General features: G+C 70.1%; 18 protein-coding genes and 1 tRNA gene. 9 read left to right on the forward strand and 10 right to left on the reverse strand.

The features are described 5' to 3' along the window. Positions 1-29: 29 nt before the first annotated feature. Complete coding sequence (locus AQJ27_RS19675) at positions 30-1,469, forward strand: FHA domain-containing protein (RefSeq protein ID WP_067370343.1); 1,440 nt, start codon at positions 30-32, stop codon at positions 1,467-1,469. A 57-nt stretch (positions 1,470-1,526) separates the two neighbouring features. Here AQJ27_RS19675 and AQJ27_RS19680 read toward each other — a convergent pair whose 3' ends face one another. Next, positions 1,527-2,522, reverse strand: coding sequence for a methyltransferase domain-containing protein (locus tag AQJ27_RS19680; protein ID WP_067370345.1), 996 nt, complete (start codon positions 2,520-2,522; stop codon positions 1,527-1,529). A gap of 153 nt (positions 2,523-2,675) precedes the next feature. Here AQJ27_RS19680 and AQJ27_RS19685 point away from each other — a divergent pair, with 153 nt between their 5' ends. Continuing rightward, positions 2,676-3,080: a globin gene (locus AQJ27_RS19685; RefSeq protein ID WP_054231791.1), complete on the forward strand. Its 405-nt coding sequence runs from the start codon at positions 2,676-2,678 to the stop codon at positions 3,078-3,080. A gap of 16 nt (positions 3,081-3,096) precedes the next feature. Here the strand turns inward: AQJ27_RS19685 and AQJ27_RS19690 are convergent, their stop codons facing one another. From AQJ27_RS19690 to ettA, 3 genes are read right to left on the reverse strand one after another with little or no spacing between them, the layout of a single operon-like run. Continuing rightward, on the reverse strand, positions 3,097-3,786 hold the full coding sequence (locus AQJ27_RS19690) for a DUF8010 domain-containing protein (protein WP_067370642.1): 690 nt from the start codon (positions 3,784-3,786) through the stop codon (positions 3,097-3,099). 2 nt (positions 3,787-3,788) lie between these two features. Next, a complete protein-coding gene (locus AQJ27_RS19695) occupies positions 3,789-4,202 on the reverse strand; it encodes an acyl-CoA thioesterase (RefSeq protein WP_067370347.1) in 414 nt (137 codons plus the stop codon). Positions 4,203-4,208: 6 nt separating this feature from the next. Further along, complete coding sequence (ettA, locus tag AQJ27_RS19700) at positions 4,209-5,873, reverse strand: energy-dependent translational throttle protein EttA (protein WP_079065088.1); 1,665 nt, start codon at positions 5,871-5,873, stop codon at positions 4,209-4,211. A 297-nt stretch (positions 5,874-6,170) separates the two neighbouring features. On the opposite strand from ettA, the gene AQJ27_RS19705 reads away from it, so the two are divergent. Beyond that, a complete protein-coding gene (locus tag AQJ27_RS19705; protein ID WP_235613480.1) occupies positions 6,171-6,479 on the forward strand; it encodes a DUF1876 domain-containing protein in 309 nt (102 codons plus the stop codon). Between the two features lie 198 nt (positions 6,480-6,677). After that, positions 6,678-7,628: a nucleoside hydrolase gene (locus AQJ27_RS19710; RefSeq protein ID WP_067370352.1), complete on the forward strand. Its 951-nt coding sequence runs from the start codon at positions 6,678-6,680 to the stop codon at positions 7,626-7,628. A 47-nt stretch (positions 7,629-7,675) separates the two neighbouring features. Here the strand turns inward: AQJ27_RS19710 and AQJ27_RS19715 are convergent, their stop codons facing one another. After that, positions 7,676-10,294 (reverse strand): FtsX-like permease family protein, encoded by a 2,619-nt coding sequence (locus AQJ27_RS19715; protein WP_235613481.1) that lies wholly within the window; start codon positions 10,292-10,294, stop codon positions 7,676-7,678. Beyond that, complete coding sequence (locus tag AQJ27_RS19720) at positions 10,288-11,025, reverse strand: ABC transporter ATP-binding protein (protein WP_079065089.1); 738 nt, start codon at positions 11,023-11,025, stop codon at positions 10,288-10,290. The genes AQJ27_RS19715 and AQJ27_RS19720 overlap by 7 nt, the downstream gene beginning before the upstream one ends. A 236-nt stretch (positions 11,026-11,261) precedes the next feature. Between AQJ27_RS19720 and AQJ27_RS19725 the strand changes: the two genes are divergently transcribed. Continuing rightward, on the forward strand, positions 11,262-12,527 hold the full coding sequence (locus AQJ27_RS19725) for a sensor histidine kinase (RefSeq protein WP_067370355.1): 1,266 nt from the start codon (positions 11,262-11,264) through the stop codon (positions 12,525-12,527). After that, positions 12,500-13,159, forward strand: coding sequence for a response regulator transcription factor (locus tag AQJ27_RS19730; protein WP_067370357.1), 660 nt, complete (start codon positions 12,500-12,502; stop codon positions 13,157-13,159). Before AQJ27_RS19725 ends, AQJ27_RS19730 begins: the two co-directional genes overlap by 28 nt. Positions 13,160-13,186: 27 nt before the next feature. On the opposite strand, the gene AQJ27_RS19735 is transcribed toward AQJ27_RS19730, so the two are convergent. The 3 genes from AQJ27_RS19735 to AQJ27_RS19740 form a co-directional block, all read right to left on the reverse strand. Next, complete coding sequence (locus AQJ27_RS19735) at positions 13,187-13,564, reverse strand: hypothetical protein (protein WP_235613482.1); 378 nt, start codon at positions 13,562-13,564, stop codon at positions 13,187-13,189. Positions 13,565-13,969: 405 nt separating this feature from the next. Continuing rightward, on the reverse strand, positions 13,970-14,677 hold the full coding sequence (locus tag AQJ27_RS56410) for a hypothetical protein (RefSeq protein ID WP_159064371.1): 708 nt from the start codon (positions 14,675-14,677) through the stop codon (positions 13,970-13,972). Positions 14,678-15,266: 589 nt separating this feature from the next. After that, positions 15,267-16,445, reverse strand: coding sequence for an acyltransferase family protein (locus AQJ27_RS19740; RefSeq protein ID WP_162489335.1), 1,179 nt, complete (start codon positions 16,443-16,445; stop codon positions 15,267-15,269). Between the two features lie 546 nt (positions 16,446-16,991). Here AQJ27_RS19740 and AQJ27_RS19745 point away from each other — a divergent pair. Both AQJ27_RS19745 and AQJ27_RS57915 read left to right on the forward strand, forming a co-directional pair. Then, positions 16,992-19,031, forward strand: coding sequence for a TerD family protein (locus AQJ27_RS19745; RefSeq protein WP_067370363.1), 2,040 nt, complete (start codon positions 16,992-16,994; stop codon positions 19,029-19,031). Between the two features lie 113 nt (positions 19,032-19,144). Next, positions 19,145-19,339, forward strand: a complete 195-nt coding sequence (locus AQJ27_RS57915; RefSeq protein ID WP_235613483.1) for a hypothetical protein — start codon at positions 19,145-19,147, stop codon at positions 19,337-19,339. A gap of 177 nt (positions 19,340-19,516) precedes the next feature. Here AQJ27_RS57915 and AQJ27_RS19755 read toward each other — a convergent pair. After that, a tRNA-Arg gene (locus AQJ27_RS19755) sits at positions 19,517-19,592 on the reverse strand. Positions 19,593-19,902: 310 nt separating this feature from the next. On the opposite strand from AQJ27_RS19755, the gene AQJ27_RS19760 reads away from it, so the two are divergent. Then, positions 19,903-21,510 (forward strand): dynamin family protein, encoded by a 1,608-nt coding sequence (locus AQJ27_RS19760; RefSeq protein ID WP_067370366.1) that lies wholly within the window; start codon positions 19,903-19,905, stop codon positions 21,508-21,510. Positions 21,511-21,599 lie beyond the last annotated feature (89 nt).

Here is a 21,599-nt window from a genome sequence, read left to right on the forward strand (position 1 = left end):
GCCGGAAAAGGAGAGGGGGAAGCGCCGACATGCCGACCTGCCCGAACGGACACCAGTCGGGTTCCGACGACTGGTGCGAGGTCTGCGGTCACCGCATGGCCGGTGCCGTGCCTCCGCCCCCTCCACCGCCGCCGCCCGCCGCCGGTTACGGCTATCCGCCGCCCGGCTCGCCCCCGCCGTCCGGTCCCGGGGGCCCGGGTGGACCCGGCGCCCCCGGTGGGCGCCCGCACCTGTCCGCCGTGCCGAATCCCGAGCCTGAGCTCTGCCCGCAGTGCCGTACGCCCCGTGAGGGCGGTGCGCCGTTCTGCGAGGAGTGCCGGTGGAACTTCCTGACGAACACGGCGACCTCGTACACCCCGGCGGCGCCGCGTCCGCAGTCACCCGCGCCCGGAATGCCCAATCCGGCGCTGCGCTTCCAGCAGCCCCCGCAGGGGCAGGGGCAGCCTGGTGGTCCCGGCCCCGCGACCGGTCCCGGTCACGACCCGTTCGACTACCAGAGCTCGCGGCCCTCGCAGATGAACCGCCCCGCGGAACCGATTCCGCCCTACGGGCAGGATCCGTCGGGCTTCCGCGGTGACCCGTCCCGTCCGGGCGGTCCTTCCGGCCCGGGTGGTCCCGGCGGTCCTGGTGCCGGTCCTGGTGGTCCCGGTGGCTTCGGTGGTCCTGGTCCCGGTCCCGGCGGCTTCGGCGCGGACCCGTCCCGTCCGGTTCCGCCGCCGCCCGGGCCCACGCCCGGTGGCCCCGGTGGTCCCGGCGCTCCGCAGGCCTTCACCCAGCAGCCGGCCGCGCCCACGTTCCCGCAGCAGGGCCCGCCCGGGCCCGGCGGTCCGCAGTCCGGGGGCCCGTCCTTCGGCGGCGGTGACGACGACTGGGTGATCTCCCCGCCGTCGGGCAATTCGCCCGGCGGACCGGGCGGTCCCGGCGGACGCCCCGGTGGTCCCGGTGGTCCCGGTGGTCCCGGTGGTCCCGGTATGGGTCAGGGCGGCGGCTACGGCTATCCACAGCCCGGCGCGACCCAGGCCCCGCCCGGCCCCGGTCCCGACTACCAGCAACACCGCCAGCCGCTGTCCTGGAGCGCGACGATCGGTCCCGACCGCGAGTACTTCATGGCGATGATGCAGCGCTCCGGCCCCGAGGCCGCAGGCCTGAACCTGCCCGCGTACTCACCGGAGCAGCAGCGCCCGCTCACCGGCAACCAGATGACGATCGGCCGCCGTCGGCACTCCACCGGCGACACCCCCGACATCGACCTCTCGGTGCCCCCGGAGGACCCGGGCGTCTCGCACCAGCACGCGGTCCTGGTCCAGCAGCCGGACGGCAGCTGGGCGGTCGTCGACCAGAACTCGACCAACGGCACCACGGTCAACGGCGGCGAGGAGCCCATCCAGCCCTTCGTGCCGATCCCGCTCCAGGACGGCGACCGGGTGCACGTCGGCGCCTGGACGACGATCACCATCAGGCGAGGCTGACGGCGGAGGTCGCGGCAGAAGCCGCGGCACGAGTCACGGGACGAGTCACGGCACGAGTCACGGCAGCGGCCAGGCGTACGGCCCCTCGGGGTCGTCCAGCCACGCCCAGGCGTCCGCGCCGTCGACCGTGACCCCGTACCGCTCGCGCACGGGCCGACTCTCGCGCTCCCACAGCTCGTACGCCTCGTACGGGTCGAGGCCGCTCCCTGCCAGGGTCAGCAGGAACCGGAACAGCTCGTCGCCGCGGGCCCGGCGCGGCAGCTCACGCAGGTCCTGCGGCTCCGACTCCTCGGGTCGGCTCGCGCCGCGCAGGGGCACGAAGTAGGCCGGCGTGTGCAGGAAGCGCCCCTCGGCGTGCCCGGCGTCCCGGACGCTCAGCGCGATCAGGCCGGTGGCCAGCGGAGCCAGGATGCGGGCGCCGGGACGGCACTGGGCGAGCCACGGCCGCGGGATCGAGGTCAGCGTGCAGGTGGCGATGATCCGGTCGAAGGGGGCGCGCTCGGGGACCCCGCGGGCGCCGTCCGCGGTGACGACGGTCGGGTGGTATCCGGCGGTAGCCAGGTGCCGGCGCGCGGACTCGGTGATCTCCGGGTCGAGGTCGACCGTGGTCACCAGGCGGTCGCCGAGACGGTGGGCGAGCAGCGCCGCGTTGTAGCCGGTGCCGGCGCCGATCTCGAGGACGGCGTCCCCCTCCCGTACCTCCAGCGCGGTCAGCATCATCGCCATCAGCGACGGCTGGCTGCTGGAGGAGACCAGTTCGCCGTCGCGCACCCGGGTGGCCAGCGGGGCGTCCGCGTAGGCGCCGCGCACCCAGTGCTCCCGGCTGCGCGGGTCGGGGTCCTCGCCCCACACCCGCTCGAAGCCGCCCACGGCACCGACGTAGTAGTACGGCACGAAGAGGTGGCGCGGGACCTCCTCGAACGCCGCCCGCCACACGGGGTCGGCGGCCCAGGCCCCGCTCCGGTCGATCTCGCGCACCAGGGCGGCCCGCGCCAGGGTGGCGAGGTTGTCGAGGTCGTGGTCGTGGTCGTGGTCGAGAGCGTGCGCGCCCATACCTCCACTGTGCGGCGGGACGGGCCGCGAGGCGAGTGTCACTCCCGCTGGGCCGCCGGGGACTCTGAAGGGCTCTGGGGGGCTCTGGGGGGGCTCTGGGCCGCTGGTCCTAAGCCTTGCGTCCTCGGTCACCCGGTCTGAGACGATGGTGAGGTGAAAGAGATTCGGCGCGGCACGCTTCAGGAGCAGACCTTCTACGAGCAGGTCGGCGGCGAGGAGACCTTCCGGCGCCTCGTGCATCGTTTCTACGAGGGAGTGGCCGAAGACCCGCTGCTGCGAGCCATGTACCCCGAGGAGGACCTGGGCCCGGCCGAGGAACGCTTCACGCTGTTCCTGATCCAGTACTGGGGCGGCCCGACGACGTACAGCGACAACCGCGGTCACCCCCGGCTGCGGATGCGGCACGCCCCGTTCGCCGTCGACCAGGCGGCACACGACGCCTGGCTGGCGCACATGCGCGTGGCCGTCGACGAACTCGGCCTCTCCGAGGAGCACGAGCACACGCTCTGGAACTACCTGACGTACGCGGCGGCGTCGATGATCAACACGGCCGGCTGACAGCGCCCCGGGGGAATCAGCGGACGCTGACGTCCAGTGCCCCGAGTCCCGCCCTGCGGACGGCGATCGATCCGTAGGGCGTACGCAGCCGCAGCCACGCCCCGGACGAGTACAGCCTCAACGGGCTCTCGCCCGGGTCGGTTTGACGCACCGGCAGCAGGAACCCGAGCGACTGCGCCGCGTGCACGGCCCGTACCTGAAGGCCGGTGTCACCGATCGGCCGGGACCAGATCTCCCGCCCTATGCGGTCGAGTTCGGCGCGCGTACGTGCCTCGGTCGCCAACTCCTGCGTACGGGACCGGAATTCGGCGACCGCGGTGGCGATCATCGCGCGTACGGCGTCCGGCCCGGGCAGTCCCGGCTCCGGCTGCCAGCCTCCGCGGGGCGGGAGGACCCCGGCCCACGGCGGCCCGGTGACGGCCCCGGGAACACTGACGGTGGCCGCCGACTCGTCGATGGACTCCAGGAGTTCACCGGCGGAGACGGTCACGTCGAGGGTGACGTCGAGACCGTTCTCGTACGGCTTGGCGAGCCGCGCCGTACGGATCGCGAGGACCTCGAACGACGGCGGCCGGCCGAAGACCGCGAGCGCGGTGCCGGACACCTGGAGGCGTACGGCGGCGGCGCGGTCGTAGTGGATCAGCCGGGCGAGGAAGGCGGCGAGGTCCGCCGCCTCCCCGTCGTCGGTGAGGTGCAGGGCGGTCACGGTCATGCCGCGACGGCCTCCTCAGCCTGGTCGTCCCGGTACTCCGCCAGGAACTCGCGCTCCTCGGCGGTGAGGCGGCGCGGGCGCTGGGCCTCGAAGTCGAACGGCACGACCACGGTCGCGGCCCGGACGTAGAGCTGGTCCGCGTCCTTGACCTCGTACGTGATCGTGAACGACGCGGCCCTTATCTGGGTGATCCACAGCTCGATGTCCACCGGCTCGCGCCGGTGGACGAGCTGCCGCTTGTAGTCGATCTCGTGGCGCGCCACCACGGACCCCTGCTTGAACTGCTTGTCCGGGCGGGTCAGGAAGTCGATACGTGCTTCCTCCAGGTAGCGGAGGAAGACCGCGTTGTTGACGTGGCCGTACGCGTCCATGTCCGCCCAGCGCAGCGGGCAGCGGTAGATGTGCCGCAAGATCGATCAGCCCCGGGTCAGCTTCTTGTAGGTGGCACGGTGCGGGCGGGCGGCGTCCGCGCCGAGGCGCTCGATCTTGTTCTTCTCGTACGACTCGAAGTTGCCCTCGAACCAGAACCACTTCGACTCACCCTCGTAGGCGAGGATGTGCGTCGCGACCCGGTCCAGGAACCAACGGTCGTGGGAGACGACCACGGCCGCACCCGGGAACTCCAGCAGCGCGTTCTCGAGCGAGGACAGCGTCTCGACGTCGAGGTCGTTGGTCGGCTCGTCGAGGAGCAGCAGGTTGCCGCCCTGCTTGAGGGTGAGGGCGAGGTTGAGCCGGTTGCGCTCACCGCCGGACAGGACACCGGCCGGCTTCTGCTGGTCGGGACCCTTGAAGCCGAAGGCGGAGACGTACGCGCGCGACGGCATCTCGACCTGGCCCACATTGATGTAGTCCAGCTCGTCCGAGACGACGGCCCACAGCGACTTCTTCGGGTCGATGTTCTCGCGGCTCTGGTCGACGTAACTGATCTTGACGGTCTCGCCGACCTTGATCGTGCCGGAGTCCGGGGTCTCCAGACCCTGGATCATCTTGAAGAGGGTGGTCTTGCCGGCGCCGTTCGGGCCGATGACGCCGACGATCCCGTTACGCGGCAGCGTGAAGGAGAGGTCGTCGATGAGGACCTTCTCCCCGAAGGCCTTGGAGAGGTTGTTGACCTCGACGACGATGGAGCCCAGACGCGGGCCCGGCGGGATCTGGATCTCCTCGAAGTCCAGCTTCCGCATCTTGTCGGCCTCGGCCGCCATCTCCTCGTAGCGCGCCAGACGCGCCTTGGACTTGGCCTGACGCCCCTTGGCGTTGGACCGCACCCACTCGAGCTCTTCCTTGAGCCGCTTGGCGCGCTTGGCGTCCTTCTGGCCCTCGACCTTGAGGCGGGAGGCCTTGCTCTCCAGGTACGTCGAGTAGTTGCCCTCGTAGCCGATGGCGCGGCCGCGGTCGAGCTCGAGGATCCAGCCGGCGACGTTGTCGAGGAAGTACCGGTCGTGGGTGACGGCGACGACGGTGCCGGGGTACTTCGCGAGGTGCTGCTCCAGCCACTGCACGGACTCGGCGTCCAGGTGGTTGGTGGGCTCGTCGAGGAGCAGCAGGTCGGGCGCCTCGATCAGCAGCTTGCACAGCGCGACGCGGCGGCGCTCACCACCGGAGAGGTTCGTGACCGGCCAGTCGCCGGGCGGGCAGCCCAGGGCGTCCATGGCCTGCTCCAGCTGGGCGTCCAGGTCCCACGCGTTGGCGTGGTCCAGGTCCTCCTGGAGCTTGCCCATCTCGTCCAGCAGCGCGTCCGAGTAGTCGGTCGCCATCAGCTCGGCGACCTCGTTGAAGCGCTTGAGCTTGCCCATGATCTCGGCGGCGCCGTCCTGGACGTTCTCCAGGACCGTCTTGGACTCGTCGAGCGGGGGCTCCTGGAGCAGCATCCCGACGCTGTAGCCGGGTGACAGGAACGCGTCACCGTTGGAGGGCTGCTCGAGCCCCGCCATGATCTTGAGAACGGTGGACTTACCAGCACCGTTCGGACCGACCACACCGATCTTCGCACCCGGCAGGAAGCTCAAGGTGACGTCGTCGAGAATCACCTTGTCGCCGTGCGCCTTGCGCGTCTTGCGCATGGTGTAAATGAACTCAGCCAAGAGAAACCGTCCGGACGCTTGAAATCGGCAGTGGGCAGATACACCCCATCTTGCCTGACCGCCACCCCTGGGGGGAAACCCGTTCGGCCGGGGGGCCGTGACCTGGACGTTCGCCGAGCGCGCCGACAGCCGTCCTGTCACTGGTTCAACGGCCCCGGCACGGGCGGTTCGTAGTCGTTCGGTCACTCCTTGTCGACGTCGGTCGTCATCCCGTGCGGAGTCGGCGGAAGAAGCACACTCTGGTAGGAGGGGCCGAGGCCCGTACCAGGGGCTGGGCCCGCCCCGGAGGTGATCGCAATGACACAGATGACACAGTCGCAACCGGCCGCCGCGCAGGCACGGACCGCCGTCGGCTGGCATGTCGAGATCGAGTTCGAGGAGGACGACCACCGCACCCGCGCCGCCGCTCTCCTCCGGCTCCCCGACGGGAACGAGGTACGCGCTCACGGGTACGCCAGCCGCCACCCCTCCGACTCCAACCAGCCGAGAGTCGGCGAGGAGGTCGCGGGCGCGCGGGCGCTCAACGAACTGGCGATGAAGCTGCTGACCAAGGCGCACGACGAGATCGACGAGGCGTCGGGGAGGATCTCGCATCCACTGAGGTGAGTTGCCTCGCATCGGCTGAGGTGAGTTGCCTCGCATCCGCCGAGGTGAGCCACCTCGCATCGGCCGAGGTGACCCTTCGCGACAGGGGCGGGGTGCGGCCGACAAGGGTGGCGTGGGGCCGACAAGGGCAGGGTGGGACCGGCACACGCTGTTCTCAGTGATCCGGTCCGCATCCCCGTCCCACCCCGAAGGACGCCCATGCCCAAGAAGATCATCATCGACTGCGACCCCGGGCTCGACGACGCCATCGCCATCCTGCTCGCCGCCGGGAACCCCGACGTCGAGATCGTCGCCATCACGACCGTCGCGGGCAACCAGACCATCGACAAGGTCACCCTGAACGCCCGGCAGGTCTGCACCCTGGCGGGCCTGCGCGGCGTACCGGTCGCGGCAGGTGCCGGCGGTCCCCTCGTCCGGGACCAGACCCTCGCCGCCGAGATCCACGGGGACACCGGAATGGACGGCCCCGCCTTCATCCCCCCGGCCGTGGAGACCGACCCCCGGCACGCCGTCGATCTGATCATCGAGACGGTCCTCGCCCACCCCGGTGAGATCACCCTCGTCCCCACCGCACCCCTGACCAACATCGCACTGGCGCTGCGCCGGGAGCCCCGTATCGCCGCACTGGTCAAGGAGGTCGTCCTGATGGGCGGCTCGTACACCCGCGGCAACATCACACCGGCGGCCGAGTTCAACATCCACGCCGACCCCGAGGCGGCCGCGATCGTCTTCTCGGCGGGCTGGCCCCTGACCATGGTCGGCCTCGATCTGACGGCACAGGCCGCCGCCACACCTGAACTGCTCTCCCGCATCGGGGCGTTGGGCACCCCCGTGTCCCGGTTCGTCGTCGACCTCCTCGACCACTACAACGCCAACGTCGGCAAGGTGCACGGCGCGATGGCCACCATCCACGACGCGTGCGCGGTCGGCCGGGCCATCGACCCGAGCCTGATGGAGGTCACGCCGGCCCATGTCGAGGTCGAACTGCGGGGCACGGCGACCTACGGCATGACGGTCACCGACTTCCGCGGCCGCTCCGGCCCGGCGAACACCTCCGTGGCGACGAAGCTGCACACCGAGCGCCTGTGGGACCTGCTCATCGGCTCGCTGGAAACCATCGCCGCGACCACCGCGCGGACCTCCTCGTAGCGGTACGTCGCGGACCTCCGCGTAGCGGTACGGGAGGGCACTGGGCGTCACTCCCGGACGGCCGCCGGTTCCACCGCCCGGCGCCGCATGGCGAGTGCGGCGGGGATGACGGACCAGACGACGGCCGTCACCGCGCAGGCGCCGAGGACCGCACCGACGGCCGTCCAGGGGATCTCGATCGGGATCGGGGCCGAAAGCAGACCCATCGCGCTCCACATGCCCAGCAGGTTGAGCCCCGCGACGAGGAGGCCCAGTACCCCTCCGACCGTGACGACCGTCAGCGCCTCGGCGCCCACCAGCCGGAGCACCTGCCACCGGGTGGCTCCGGCCAGGCGCAGCACGGCCAGGTCGCGCACGCGGTCGGAGGTCGCCATGACCATGGTGTTGGCCAGGGAGATGCCGGTGTAGAGGAGGGCGATGCCCAGGATCAGCAGGAGGCCGAGCCGGGTCGTCCGGTTCGTCTCGGGACGAGTCGCGCGTACCCACTGGTCCTTGGTGAGGACCTGCCCGCCCGAGGTGCGCACCGCCGCGCGCAGTCCGGCGGCCACGGCGTGCGCGTCCGCGCCGGTGGTGAGGGCGACGTCGACCCGGTCGACGGGCGCGCCAGGGGCGTTGCGCGGAGTGACGTACACGCCGTTGTCGCCGGTGCCGGTGGTCATCACCGCGGCGATCCGCAGCGACTTCCTCGTGCCGTCGCCGAGCCACACCCGCACCCGCTGCCCCACGGTATGACGCTGCCACTCCCGGTTGACGATGATGGAGTCGTCGTCGAGGTCGCTCGTCCGCCCGGCCTCGACCGGCAGCCGGGTGGTGGCGGCGAGCGGTCCGGGATCCGCCGCGCGCGCCTCGGACTTGGCCAGTGACACGCCGTCCTCCAGCACATAGACGGCGCTCGACGCGGTCGCGGACACCTCCGCGCCGGAGACCTCGCGCAGCCCGCGCAGGGTGGCCGCGTCGAAGCCCGCGCCGCTCGCCGGGGTGACGACGAAGTCGGCGGCCGTCTGCCGGCGCGTCTCGTCGGCCTTCGCCTCGTTCAGGGTCGCGGTCGCGCCCAGCAGCGAGCCGGCCAGGGCGACGGTGACCAGGACCGGCGCCGCGATCGCGGCGGTGCGGCGCACACCGGCGGCGGCGTTCTCCCGGACCAGCATGCCGCCGGCGCCGGGGAGTCGGGCCGGGAGCCAGGCGATCAGCCGGGTCAGCGGGCGCACCACGACCGGCGCGAGCAGGGCGACGGCGGTGATCAGCAGCATCGGCCGGCTCACATAGGTCTTCCGGTGCAGCAGTTCACCCGGGTCGCCGACCAGGGCCAGGACCAGGGTGACGGCGGCGGTCGCCAGCAGTGCCAGGCCGGACAACCGTCGGCCCCGGGTCATCGCACGGGTGTCCACCGAGGCCTCGCCCAGCGCCTGGACGGGGGCCGTGCGGCCCGCCCGCCAGGAGGCGGCCACCACACCGCACAGCGCGACGAACAGGCCCGTCCAGAAGGCCAGGTGGTACGGCCAGGTGGCGTCGCCGATGGTGAACCAGCCCGGCGCTAGCCCGCCGTCGACCATCCGTGCGGCCAGCCGTGGGGCACCGTACGCGCCCAGCACGCATCCCGTGGCCGAGGCGAGCACGCCCACCACCACGGCCTCGGCGATGACCATCCGGCGGATCTGTCCCGGGGTCGCCCCGGCCGTGCGCAACAGCCCGAACTCCCGGCGCCGCTGAGCGACCGCGAAGGCGAAGGTCGAGGCCACCACGAAGACCGAGACGAACCCGGTGACACCGCCGGCCGTGCCGAACAGGGCGTTCATGGCGGTGAGCGCCTCGCTGTCCCGGTCCGGGTCCGCGTCGGCGTAACGGCGCGCGTCGCCGGTGAGGACCTGGACGCCCGTGCTGCCGCGCACCGCCTCACGTACGGCCGCCGCGTCGGCGTCCACGACGAGCTGGACACTGCGGGGCGACAATACGGCGGCGCGCTCGTCGACGTAGAAGACGGCGTTCTCGAAGCCGCGTCGGGCGACTGCGCCGCTGACTTGTCCGGCGGCGCCTACCCGATCGGTGGCGCCTACCCGATCGGGGGCGCCGGTCCGTCCGGGGGCTCCGACCCGTCCGGCGGCTCCGACCCGTCCGGTACCGGCCACCCGTCCGGTACCGGCCACCCGTCCGGTGCCGACCACCCGTACCGTGCCGACCACCCGCACCGTGCCGCGATCGGTCCGTACGCGCTCCCCCGGCTTCGCCCAGTCGCCGCTGACGACGACCTCGTCGGCCGCCCGGGGCGCGCGTCCCGCGTCGATCTCGTACGGGGCGAAGGCGGCGGTGGACCAGGGATGGCCCACCAGGTCGCCGGGGCCGCCCCGGGCCCGTACGGCGAACGACCGGTCCTCGACGACGGTGCCGAGCTTCTTCAGCTGCGCGACGGCCCCGGCGGGCACGGCACGCGGCCGGGCGAGCTTGTGCACCCGGACGCCGATCGAGGTGGGCACGCGCAGGGTGTCGGCCCCTTTGACCACGACCGGCGCGGCGGCGAACCGCTCGGGTTTCCCGTCGGGCGCGTTCAGTGACGAGGCGAGGGACAGGCCCATCACCGCGATGAGCGCGACGCCCAGTGCGAGCGCGACGAAGCTGCCGACGAAGGTGACCCAGCGGGCGCGCAGGGTGCGCAGGGCGACGCTCAGCACGGCGCGGCCTCCAGCTCGGTCATGCGCGCGGCGATGTCGCCGGCGCCGGCGCCGGCCATCTCGCCGTCGACGCGTCCGTCGACGAGGAAGACCACGCGGTCTGCGTACGCGGCGGCCACCGGGTCGTGGGTGACCATGACGATCGTCCGGCGGTCGTCGTCGACCATGGCGCGCAGCAGGCTCAGTACCTCTCGGCCGGTCCGCGAGTCGAGGGCGCCGGTCGGCTCGTCGCCGAAGAGCACCTCGGGGCGGGTGATCAGGGCGCGGGCCAGGGCGACGCGTTGCTGCTGACCGCCGGACAGCTCCGTCGGCCGGTGCCGTGCCCGGTCGCCCAGGCCGACCTGTTCGAGTACCTCGCGCACCCGGGCCCTGGCGGGGCGGCGGCCCGCGAGCCGCAGGGGCAGCGCCACGTTCTGCTCGGCGGTCAGGGACGGCAGCAGGTTGAACGCCTGGAAGACGAACCCGATGCGTTCTCGTCGCAAGAGAGTCAGCTTGGTCTCGCTCAGCTTCGTCAGCTCGGTCCCGCCCACGGTGACCGACCCCGACGTGGGGCGGTCCAGCCCGGCCGCGCACTGCAGCAGGGTCGACTTGCCCGAGCCGGAAGGGCCCATGACGGCGGTGAAGGTTCCCCTGGGGAAGGCGAGCGAGACCTCGTCGAGTGCCGTCACCAGGCCGTCGCCCGCCCCGTACCGCCTGCTGACGGAGTACAACCGGATCGCGTCGATGTTCATGGCTTCACGAAACCGTGTGGGGGTGGCGAGGCGCAGTGTGGCGGAAACGAGACTTGGGGTAGGGCCAGGCATACCCCCGGTCCGCCCCCTGTCCCGATGGCACCGCCCGGGGCGGCCCTTCTACGGTGACGCCCATGCACCCCCGGCCCATGAACCGTCAGTCCAAGAACCGTCAGTCCACGCACCCCCGCCCGGCGCATCCTCCGCATCCGCATCCCCGGAATGTCTGGCAGGCCATGCCCCGGTCGGACTTCCTGCTGTCGTCGTGGCCGTGGCGTTCGGCCGGATACCTGCTCACCGGCGTCCTGACCGGCGCTGCCGCCCTCGTGGGAATCGTGATCACGGTGGCCGCGGGTGGCGTCCTCGCCCTCGTGCTGGTGGGGCTTCCGCTGCTGCTCCTCGCGGCCCTCTCCGGTATCCCGGTGACCTGGGTGGAACGGCACAGGCTGCGTCTGGTCGACCGGGACCCGGCCCCCGACCGGCATCGGGTGCCTGAGACGGGAGGTCTGCGGTCCTGGCTGACGACACGGCTGAGGGAGCGGTTGACCTGGCGGGAGTTGGGGTACGCGCTGCTCTTCGCGGGGCTGCTGTGGCCGGTCGACGCCCTCGCGATCACGGTCGCCCTGCTCGCCCCGCTGTCCATGGCCGCGACCCCGCTGCTGATGGCCACGGCCGGCGACGGCCGGGAGGCCAAGGTGCTCAAGCAGTGGACGGTCACCACCTGGCCGACGGCCTTCGGCACAGCCGTGCTGGGGCTCGTCCTCCTCGCGCTCGGTGCCTACGTCCTGGGGGTCACGGCGGGCGCCCGAGCGGAACTGACGCGTGTGCTGATCGCGCCGCGCGAGGGCGACCTGGGGGCGAAGGTCGCGGAACTGGCCCGTTCACGCGTCCGGTTGGTGGACGCCTTCGAGGCGGAGCGGCGGCGCATCGAGCGCGATCTGCACGACGGGGCTCAACAGCGACTGGTGGCCCTGACGATGACGCTCGGCCTGGCCCGTCTGGACGCGCCGCCCGGGCCCCTCGCCGACCAGCTCGCCACCGCCCACGAGGAGGCGGGCAGGGCACTCGCGGAGTTGCGCGAACTCATCCACGGCATCCACCCCAAGGTCCTCACGGACTACGGCCTCCACGCAGCGGTCGCGGACGCCGCGGACCGCTCCGCGGTCCCGGTCGACATCGACGGCCTGGAACTGCACGGACGGCTGCCCCGGGCGGTCGAGGCCGCCGCGTACTTCGTGGTCTGCGAAGCCCTCGCCAACGTCGCCAGGCACAGCGGGGCGAGCCGCGCGGCGGTGAGCGGGGAACATCGCGACGGGCGTCTGTTCCTTCAGGTGCGCGACGACGGCCGTGGGGGCGCCGACGCCGAGGCCGGCAGCGGGCTGACCGGACTCGCGGACCGGGTGTCGGTGCTGGATGGCAGACTCTCCCTGTCCAGTCCGCGGGGCGGACCGACCCTGTTGCGTGTGGAGTTTCCTTGCGAACGGACCGATCCCTCCGCGTAGTTCTGGCCGAGGACAGCGTGTTGCTGCGGGAGGGCCTCGTCGGCCTGCTCACCCGCTGCGGCCACGAGGTGGTCGCGGCCGTCGGGGACGCCACGGCTCTGGTCGCCGCGGTCGAGGAGCACACACCCGACATCGTCGTGACGGACGTACGCATGCCGCCCGCGTTCGAGGACGAGGGGCTGCACGCGGCGGTGCGGCTGCGCGAGAAGCGGCCCACGCTGCCGGTCCTGGTGCTCAGCCAGTACGTGCAGCGGGCGTACGCCTCGGAACTGCTGGACACCGGCGACGGATCGGGGATCGGCTATCTGCTGAAGGACCGGGTGGGGCAGGTCGAGGAGTTCGTGGACACCCTGTGCGAGGTCGCGGACGGCGGCACGGTGGTCGACCCCGAAGTCGTACGCCAACTGCTGCGCCGCCGCCGCGACCCGCTGGAGCGTCTCACCCCGCGTGAGCGTGAGGTCCTGGCGCTGATCGCGGAGGGCAGGTCGAACGGCGCGATCGCCCGCGAACTGGTGGTGTCCGAGGCGGCCGTGGGCAAGCACATCGGCAGCATCCTCGCCAAGTTGGACCTGCCTCCGGCCGACGCGACCCATCGCAGGGTGCTGGCGGTCCTGGCCTATCTGCGCGCGTGACGGCCCGGGCGCCGAGGACCTGGATCCTCAGAGGGAGAGCGGCGCGCCGAGGTCGACCTTCCCGCTCTGCAGTCGCGCGTCGTGGGGCGCGTCGAGCCCGCCGTCGGTGATGTACAGCCGCTTCCCGCGCACCGCGGTGGCGGTGGGCGAGGCGAGGCCGTCCGAGGCGGTGAGTACGGTCCTGGTGGTGCCGTTCGGGTAGACGACCGCGATCTGGTTCTGCGTGTTCAGCGCGGCGAACACGAGGTTGGAGTGGTCGCTGAGGAAGTTGAAGTCGTCGACGCCGGTGAGGCTGGTGATGACGGTGCGGACCCGGCCCGGAGTTCCGGCGGCGGTGACGGGGATCCGTGGCAGGGTGCCCTTGCCGAGGTTGGAGACCCATACGCCCGCGGGCGCGCCCACCATTCGGACGTCAGTTCCACGTCGTCGGCTTCGATGTTCTCTTCGAGACGGTGCGGCTTCGTCTGTGCACGGGACGGCAGACAATCCCCTGGCTCCCCTACGTGCTCCGGGGTTACGTGCTCCGCGATTACGTGCTCCGCGATTCGCCGCCGGAGTTCGTCGGCGATGCGGAGATGGAGGAACACCCGCGGTACACGTCGATCGAAGCGGAGATCACATCCCCCAGGCCGTCCCCGGTCCATGCGCCCCCTGCGCCCAACAAGGGGCCGACGGCCGGCCCGGGACGTACGAAGTGGCGCTCGTTCGTCACAGGAAGATGCCCCCACGGGAGACCCCACGAACTGGACTGTCACGATAAAGCCGTGAACGCCGGGGAAATCCGGGGAACTCGTCGAATCTTGACATCGGTCACCACCAGAGATTACTTATCGGGGTCTGAACTATCTGATCAGAACGCTTCCCCGAGAAGAAGACCTTCCACGGTCCGTCTTTGGACTTTTCGATGTCCCCAACGGCCCATCCCACGTGCTTATCCAGCTCATCGAAACACTTCCAGTAGATGGGCTTTCCGTCCACGAATTCCACGGTCCCGCCCGCTACAGATGAACATCGCACCATCTCGTAGCGATCATTGGGGTTCTGAATTTCCAGACCCCACGGTATCTCCATGTGTGGCACCTTCTCGTATTCTCCCGTCCCGGATGGGAGGTTGAGTATCGTGACCTTCCGACTCCAGGGATTCAGCAGGCAGCCGACATGACCTGAATCCCAACTCCCCTTCTGCCAGCACGGGTCGAAGAGGTAGTCTTTCGCTGCGCACCGGAGAGCCCCGGGCGACTCGCTCACCAGGCTCTCCTCCCAGCATTTTGCTGGTCCAATATGTTCGGTGACGGCGTATTCGGAGCCGAGGCTACCTTCGGGATCGAAAAGGATCACATGATGCTCGGAGGTTTGTTCGATTTTCGGGGGCGGGTTGTCGCGGAAGATCCTCGCGACACTGGACATTGCTCCGTCGGCGAGGCCAGCCGCGATGACAGTGATGATCGCGACTCCCGCGGCTGAAATCAGCTGAACCCAATTCACGTGCCGCCGCGGCCCCGCCCCCTGAGTGCTCATAGGAAAAGGCTGAGCGGCTGGCCCATGAATCAATGTCACGGAATCTCAACAGCCGCGCAACGGCTCGCACCATGAGAATCCGGACCTCCAGGTGCCCCAGGGAGCGCAATAATCCCGGCGTCTTAACCGAGGGCCGGCGAGTGAGCATCGGCGTCCGCGTGGGCGCGTTGGGCGCGTTGGGCGCGCAAGCACACCTTCGATGGGGTTCCGCGAGCCGCCGTCCGCCCAGCCTGCCATCCTCGTCGCCAATTTGATGAAAGTGGCCAACCCTAGACACCCCATTCCGCGATCACGGATGGATGCAACCTGAGTAGGCCATTCCATAGCGGCACATACGGACAAGGGAAGGCGCGCAGGCCACCCCGGGTTCGGTGAGGGCCCGGCTCAGCGGCGCATCTCGACTGCGGCGAACCGTCGTTGACCGTGATCGACCACACGATGTGGCACGGCTGTGGCAGGTGCCAGCAGCCGCGTCAGCCGGCGCCCATCGGATGCAGGGGCAACACCTCACTGATGGCCTGTCACCCCAAGGAAAAGGCGCTCATTTAACCAGGAGTCCTTAGAGCCCCGCGCGCACACCCGCGTCTCGTCAGTTGGCGACCGGCTCGCGCGGTTCGGTCTCCGGCCGGCGAAGCGGCGGAACTGCCACTGTTCGCCCGCCGGGCGGGCCCTGCCGCAGCCACCGCTGCGGCGTGTGCCGCCGCCACCACTTCTCCGCGGGCTCCTCCACCGCGGAGTACAACGCCCAGGCCAGCACGATGACGACCACGCCCATGCCGATCAGCGCGAACAGCGTGCCGTTGTTGTCGGGCATGCGGCCCCACTGGTAGATGGCCAGCCGACTGATCGAGTGGTGCAGGAGGTAGAAGCAGTACGACCACAGTCCGAGCTGGACCATCGGCTTGGCGCTGAGTACGCCGCGCAGTCCGCGGACCTCACGCTGGACGAAGGCGAGGATGATCAGTGCGGCCAGGACCGCGACCACCGGCCGCACCAGATAGTCGAGCTGCGCCGCGGCCCCCACCGGCAACAGGGTCTTGCCCTGGTAGTAGCAGTAGACGTAGGCCGCCAGCAGCACCACCGGCAGCGAGGGGTGCAGCGGCAGCCGCCAGCCGCGTTTGACCGCGAGCGCCAGCGTCATGCCGAGCAGGAACTCCGGCAGGTAGACCACAGGGTGGCGCATCACCCAGGCCGCGTGGGCGGGCGAGTAGTGGCTGGTGGCGAACCAGTCCACGGCCCACATTCCCACCAGTCCGCCTGCCGTGACCAACCCGAGCCAGCGGGTGCGCAGCCTGACAGCGATCCGGCTCAGCAGCGGGAAGAGGGCGTAGAACAGCAGTTCGACGCTGAGCGTCCAGGTGACCTCGTTCCCGGGGAGGGCCGGGGTGACGTTCGGGGACCAGGTCTGCACCAGGAAGACGGAGGAGATCAGGCTGGGCCAGCTGATCGCGAGGTGCGCCGCCGTGTAGTAGGCGTACGTGCCCAGCAGCAGGGCGACCAGGTGGGCGGGCCATATCCGGCCTATGCGGCGCCAATAGAAGGCGCCTGGGTGCTCGTCCGGCTTGAAGACCCAGATCATCAGGAAGCCTGAAAGAACGAAGAAGAGGCTGACGCCGTTTCCGCCGAACTGCGCGTAGGGGAAGATCAACGGCGCCCGTCCCAGTCCGGTCTTGCCGCCGCTCCCGGTGAAGTGGGTGGTGAAGACCGCGAAGGCCGCGAAGAAACGCAGGCTCGTGAGGGAGTCGAGGCGATTGGGGAGAGGTGTCACCACCGCCCGTATGCCTGGAAAAGACATGGGGTTTCGCCGTAGCCCTTCAGGGGTCCGTCAGTAACCGGCGCATTATATGACCACTGTCGTAAGGCTAAGTAAATGACAGGCTTCGACAGACAGCGATGGGGTGTCGTGCCTTCCCCTGACCGGCTGGAGCCCAGCTGAGACCCAGCCGAAGGAAGGGCGAAGACTGGCGCCTCCGCAGGACTCGAATCTGCGGCCACCCGCTACTCCGCCGCGCATTCACCGGAGGGCCGCCTCCCGCTCCGCCAGAGTGGTTGCGCGGGCACGACTGATCACGAGACGAGCCGTTTCGCTTCAGACCCCTGGACTCGTCCGGGGGTCTTCGCCATTACCGGGGCTGACCAGCGTGGATACCCTAAGGATCCTTCCACGAATCCTGCCCAAATTCCGCACGACTCCTACGGACGCGCTTCGTGGGCACTACAGTCACCTGCGCACCGATCACCACATAACGCCGAGCATCAGGCAGCCGGGGTGGTGGCGGCAGCACGCCCAAGTTGCATCGTTTTGGGGGGTTCTATGCATGAAATGAGCAAGGGGTCGAATGTATCTCTCGCAGCTTTGAGCGAGAACATCGATTCGGTGATCGTCAGTCTGGGCTGGGGGAGCTCGACCGGCGAAGGGGATGCCGATGTGTCCGTCCTGTTGCTGGACGTGAACGGCAAGGTCCGCAGCGACGCCGACTTCTACTTCTACAACAACCCGGTGGCCGCAGACGGGAGCGTGCAGCTTCTGGGCAAGACACCGACGGCGGACGGCAACGAGGACCGGATCAGCTTCGACCTGACCGCGGTGTCCTCCGAAGTCGATCGCATCGTCCTGGCTGCCAGCCGTTACGAGGGCGCTCGCTTCGGAGAACTGGAAGGCGTGAAGCTGGCGTTGGCGGACGGCGGCGGTGAGGAACTCCTCCGCTTCGCCATCGACGACGCCGATTCGGTGAGCGCGATCATCTTCGGCGAGTTGTACAGGCGTGCGGAAGAGTGGAAGTTCCGCGCCGTCGGCCAGGGCTACGATGCGGGCCTCGCCGGTCTGGCCACGGACTTCGGGGTCGACATCGACGACGCGACGGCCGAGGAGACGCTGGACGGGGCCGCCGGCGACGATCAGACGGACGTGACGGCAACGGCGTGGGCCGACGAACCGAAGCCGCAAGAGACGCTGGGGGCGGTCCCCTCCCCCCGTCACCCCGAAGGCGAGTCCCAGCCGAGGAAGTCGGCCGCGCGACCCCGTACGGCCAAGAAGAAGGTCACCCTACCCAAGGCCGCCAAGAAGACGCTGGCGGAGAACGAGTCGTGGAAGGACGCAAGACTCTTCCCCGCGTCGGCGCTCAAGAGCGACCGGGAGCGTGAAACGCGTGCGACCTCGGTACTGCTGTCCGTGATGGCCCAGGTGCCTGAATTCGGCAGGCGACTCACCGCCGCGTTCGGAGCGCCGGCCGGTCGGATGGAGACCTTCACAGAGGTCACCCTGCCGCACGGCGACACCCCGCGCCGCCCCGATGGAGTGATCCGAGTCGAACGGGCCGGCAAGTTGTGGACGGCACTCGTCGAGACGAAGACCAACGGCAGCGCGCTCAAGGCCGATCAGGTACAGGCGTACATGGACATCGCCGCGCGCCGTGGCTACGAGGCCGTGATCACCCTGTCGAACGACGTTGCGTTGGAGGGCAGTCCGCTCGTCGAGGTCAAGATCGACGGGAGGCGCAAACACAAAGTTGCCCTTTGGCACCTGTCATGGGCGGAAGTCGCCCATCAAGCGCAGATGTTGATCAGGCACGAGGGCGTCGGCAATGCGGCGCACGCCTGGCTCCTCCAGGAACTGCTGCATTACTTGCAGCACGAGAACTCCGGCTGCCACGGCTTCCAGAACATGGGACCGGCCTGGGTGCCGGTACGCAACGGGATCGACGACGAAACCCTGTGCCAGGGAGACCCGCGCGCGCTGGAGGTCGTCGAGAGCTGGGAGCGCCTCATCCGCCAGGTCTGCCTACGTCTGGGCGGCGAACTGGGGCAGAAAGTACTGCCTGTCCAACGCGCCAAGCGCGGAACCGATCCGAAAGCACTCCGCGCCCGCCTCGCAGATCAGCTCTGTCTCGACGGGAGACTTCAATCGGAGCTGCGCATCGAGGGAACGCCCGGGGTCCTGGCGATCAGCACAGACCTGCGTACGGGCAAGCTCCGCACGTCCATCGAGATCCCGGCGCCCGAGCAGGGCTACCCCCTGTCGTGGGCGAAGCGACTCGTCCGGCGCCTGGCCGAGGCACCGGCGGATCTTCACATCGAAACCCTCGTCGAAGGGGAAACGGGCGGCCCACGGGGCACGCTCGAACGCCTCCGCCCCGAGCCGGCCGACATGCTGCCCAAAGAGACCGCCACCCAGATCGTCGGCTTCCGACTGTCCCTCCTCAAGAGCATGGGAAGCAGCCGCGGGAACGCGGAGTCAGGCTTCATCCGCAGCGTCGACGACGCGGTGAACCGCTTCTACACCAGTGTGGCGGTTCATTTGGACGGTGCGACACCTCGCCGCGCACCTTCGAAGGAAGAGACGACGACGGGCTGAGGCTCAGCGATCGGCCTTGCTGACTCGGACGTTCGGTCATCCGTCAGGCATGGCGCAACGCGCCCAAGGCCGTCCGGCCCCCGCACGTCTTCGAGTCACCCACGGGGAGGCGGGTGTACGACAACCGGCCCACGCGCCTGACCAAATGGCTCAACGCCGGGATCCCGCCCACCCAGGTGGCCCAATGCGCCGGGAACAGCGTGCCGATGCTGGCCACCTACGCCCGGTCCGTCGAGGGGCGGCTGCCTGACCTGAAACGACGCCTCGAAGCCGCGGGGGACCTCCCCGAGCCGCCCGCCCCAGGCTGAGGTTTCGCGCCGAGAACTTCGAGACGTATTCGACAACGGCCGCCCGCGAAAACCCGGTGAAAGCCGGACAGCCCCGGAGTTTTTCCTTGATCCTTGAGGGAGCGCCCGGGGCTTCCTCGTGTCGAGTGGAACCCGCCCTGACCAGCAAAAAAGCCCTCCCAATGGGAGGGCTCTCAGTGGCGCCCCCGGCAGGACTCGAACCTGCGGCCAAGCGCTTAGAAGGCGCCTGCTCTATCCACTGAGCTACGGGGGCCAGGTGTGGTGGCCGGTTTCGTGGTGCCCGGGTGTGGGCCGATCCGTGACCTTGCCGGGGACAAGGATAGGGCTCCCGGGTCCTTGTCCCTGGTGCTTCGCCTCCGTGGCTCAATGTGGAGGTTCAGTGAAGCGGTCCTGATAATCGCAGGCAGGTACGAATCGTGCACCGCTTTTGGCGTCTCGCGCATCGGGTGTTGTGCACTCGTTATGCCTGCGCCCCAGTCGTCCCTTCCGCCCCGTGTGTCCTGTCGGCGCGCAGACATAGTCATATGCTTCAGAAAGCCTCCAAAATTGGGCATTCTTCGCATGTGGTGACCTTGGACGTACGGCCTCAGCTGCTCGACGCACTCTCCGCCCTGCGCGACCGTGTCGCCGCCGCACGCTTCCCGCTGCCCCTGGCGGGGGCTCCACGCGCGCGTGCCAACCGCGACGAACTGCTCGCACAACTAGACGACTATTTGGTGCCCCGGTTGAGGGAACCCGAAGCACCACTTCTCGCCGTGATCGGCGGGTCGACGGGGGCGGGGAAGTCCACTCTCGTCAACTCCCTCGTCGGACGCCGGGTCAGTGAGGCCGGCGTCTTGCGGCCGACGACCCGGACGCCGGTACTGGTGTGCCACCCGGAGGACCATCACTGGTTCAGTGGAATGCGGGTGCTGCCCGACCTCACGCGCGTGTGGGTGCCCCACCAGGAACCCGGCGACGACCTCCAGGCCCTCATGGAGCGCGGGGAACGGGTACTACGTATCGAAACCGCCGACACACTCCCCCGGGGCCTCGCCCTGCTCGACGCGCCCGACATCGACTCCCTGGTCGCCGACAACCGCGTACTCGCCGCCGAACTGATCTGCGCTGCCGACATCTGGGTCATGGTGACCACGGCCGCGCGGTACGCCGACGCCGTGCCGTGGCATCTGCTGCGTACCGCCAAGGAGCACAAGGCGACTCTGGTGACCGTTCTCGACCGGGTGCCCCACCAGGTGGTGTCCGAGGTCTCGCGGCAGTACGGCGCCCTGCTCACCAAGGCGGGGCTCGGCGAGGTGCCCCGCTTCACCGTGCCGGAACTGCCCGAGTCCGCGTGGGGCGGCGGCCTGCTGCCCGCCACGGCCGTCGCGCCGCTGCGCACGTGGCTCGTCCACCAGACGCAGGACCACGGATCCCGACACGCGGCGATGGCCCGTACGGCCCAAGGAGTCCTCGACTCGCTCAAGGCCCGGATGCCTGAGCTCGCCGGTGCGGCCGCCGCACAGTACGCGGCCGCGCTGCGGCTCACCGCCGCCGTCGACGGGGCGTACGACAGCGAGCACACGCGCGTGAAGGGGCGTCTGCAAACCGGTGCCGTGCTCTCCGGGGACGCGCTCAAGCGGTGGCGCGCCTACCCGCTCGACTGCACCGCGGGTGAACTGCTCGACTCGCTCGTCGAGAGCCTGGCCGCACTCCTGCTGTGCGCCGTCACGGCCGCCGACGAGCGCGTGGACGACGCCTGGCGGCGCGAACCGGCCTCGGGTGCACCGGGGCTGACGGACCGTGATCCGACGCTGGAGAGCGCCGAGCACCGGATCGGAATGTCCGTACGGCGTTGGCGGCGGGTCCTGGAGGAGTACGCCGAGGACGAAGTCGGCCGCCTCGACAAGAGCGTGGCATCGGACGCCGAGGTCGTCGCCGCGCTGGTGGCCACCGCGCTCCTGGGCGGCCACAGGGCACGCAACGCGGGCGAGGGGCTCGCCGAGCGGCTCGGCGCGCACGGCGCCCTGCGGCTGCGCGAGAGGGGCGGGCGCCTCCTTGCCGAGTACCTCGACAGGGCCCTGCACACCGAGCGCGAGCGCCGTCTCGCGCCGCTCGACGCCCTCGACGTACACCCAGAGTCCCAGGCCGAACTCATCGCCGCGCTGTCCGTACTGCAGAAGGAGAGGTGACCGCGGTGACTGCCGTCACAGACCACACGGATCACGCCGACCACACCGGAGACGATTCCCCCGAAGACGGCACGTCCGGCCAGGGAAGT

Origin of the sequence: Streptomyces olivochromogenes (assembly GCF_001514115.1) — a bacterium.
Classification (GTDB): Bacteria; Actinomycetota; Actinomycetes; order Streptomycetales; family Streptomycetaceae; genus Streptomyces; species Streptomyces olivochromogenes.